The sequence below is a fragment of the Tepidamorphus gemmatus genome (assembly GCF_004346195.1).
Classification (GTDB): Bacteria; Pseudomonadota; Alphaproteobacteria; order Rhizobiales; family Tepidamorphaceae; genus Tepidamorphus; species Tepidamorphus gemmatus.
Window position 1 is genome coordinate 1 of record NZ_SMAK01000030.1, and the last position, 1,494, is coordinate 1,494.

Consider the following 1,494-nt stretch of genomic DNA (forward strand, 5'->3'; position numbering starts at 1 on the left):
TTGTAACACTTCCACTCATCGGTGCGATCCTCGGCTAAGGTGAAGCACCGGTTGCTGGGAGAGGGTCGCCGCAGCGTGGTCGGGGGTTGTTCCCTGTCTGTGAGATTGGCGCCCTCGACCGGCGTTCAGGGCTCGAACGGCATCCTGGGGCCAGGCCTTGCCCGCTTGCGTCCTCGCTTGGACAAGCGTGAGCATGGGCGTCGGCTCCGAGGCTCCCCGGCCGTTTGCGGCGAAGGAGGGATCATGTTCGCAGGCATCGACGTTGCGTCCGAACGGCATGTGCTGGCCCGTCTCGACAGTGCGGGCAAAGCAATCGGCCGCCCGATTGCGTTCGGCGAGGATCAGGACGGCTACACGCGGCTGGCAGAAGCGCTGGGGCCGCCGCCGGTCCTGGTCGCGATGGAAGCGACGGGGCATTACTGGAAGAACCTGTTCGCGGTGCTGACCGCGGCTGGCCACGACGTTGCCCTGCTCAATCCCTTCACCGCCCGCCGCTTCCAGGAGGCGAGCCTCGAGCGGACCAAGACCGACGCCATCGACGCCGAGGGGCTCGCCCGCCTCGCCTTCGAGAAGCGTCCTGTCCCCACGCAGCTGCATGACGAGGCGGCCGAGAGCCTGCGTGAACTCGTCCGCCATCGCGACCGGCTCAGGCAGGACTTCGACGACCGGGTGCGCCAGCTGCACCGGCTGGTCGATCTCGGCTTCCCCGAGTTCACCCGCTACGTCCGCAGCCTCGACAGCATGCTGGCCACTGCGCTGATCGCCGAGCACCCCACCGCGCAGGCCTTCGCCCGCGCCAACCCCCGGCGCCTGGCGAAGCTGCGCTACGACGGCTGCCACTTCGTCGGCCCCGAACTGGCCGAACAGCTGGTGGCCGCAGCGAAGCACTCGGTCGGCCAGCATCACGGACCGGTCTATGCGCTGCAGGCCCGGCATATCTGCCAGGACCTCGATCTGTGGCGCCGCCGCCTGACCGAGATCGACCGCGACATCGAGGGCCTGCTCGACGCCCATGAGGTTGGCAAACTCCTGCTCAGCATCGACGGTCTGGGGCCGCACTCGGTCGCGCGCATCATCGCCGCGGTCGGCGATCCGGCGCGGTTCCGAAGCGCGGGCGCCTTCGCGGCCTATGTCGGCGTCGTCCCAAGCCTTCGGCAGTCCGGCAAACACTCCGCCCGCATCCGCGCGCCCATCAGCCCCATGGGCAACGCCCGGCTGCGACGCGCCCTGTGGATGCCGGTGCTCGGCGCCGTCCGCCGCAATCCCTGGCTCCGCGCCTTCTATCAGCGCCTGCGCGCAGCCGGAAAACCCGCCAAGCTCGCGCTGATCGCCGCCATGCGGAAACTGCTCAACGCCGTCTACAGCGTCGCCAGAAACCGCAAGCCGTTCGTCACCCTGACCGACACGGCGCGGGCGGCATAGGCCACACATCCCGACGCCGCCCGCGCCATGTCGGATCGCGAAAACCGCTTGCGCAACGTGACGGCATCTCAC

The 1,494-nt window shown here is 69.0% G+C and carries 1 protein-coding gene; it reads left to right on the forward strand.

Going from position 1 to position 1,494, the window contains the following annotated elements; genetic code table 11:
* The first annotated feature begins 243 nt into the window (after positions 1-243).
* Positions 244-1,422, forward strand: a complete 1,179-nt coding sequence (locus EDC22_RS17820) for an IS110 family RNA-guided transposase (protein WP_132808114.1) — start codon at positions 244-246, stop codon at positions 1,420-1,422.
* Positions 1,423-1,494 lie beyond the last annotated feature (72 nt).

Bases quoted from the DNA above. Each gene is read 5' to 3' on its own strand.
- EDC22_RS17820 (WP_132808114.1), top strand. From the start codon at position 244: ATGTTCGCAGGCATCGACGTTGCGTCCGAACGGCATGTGCTGGCCCGT.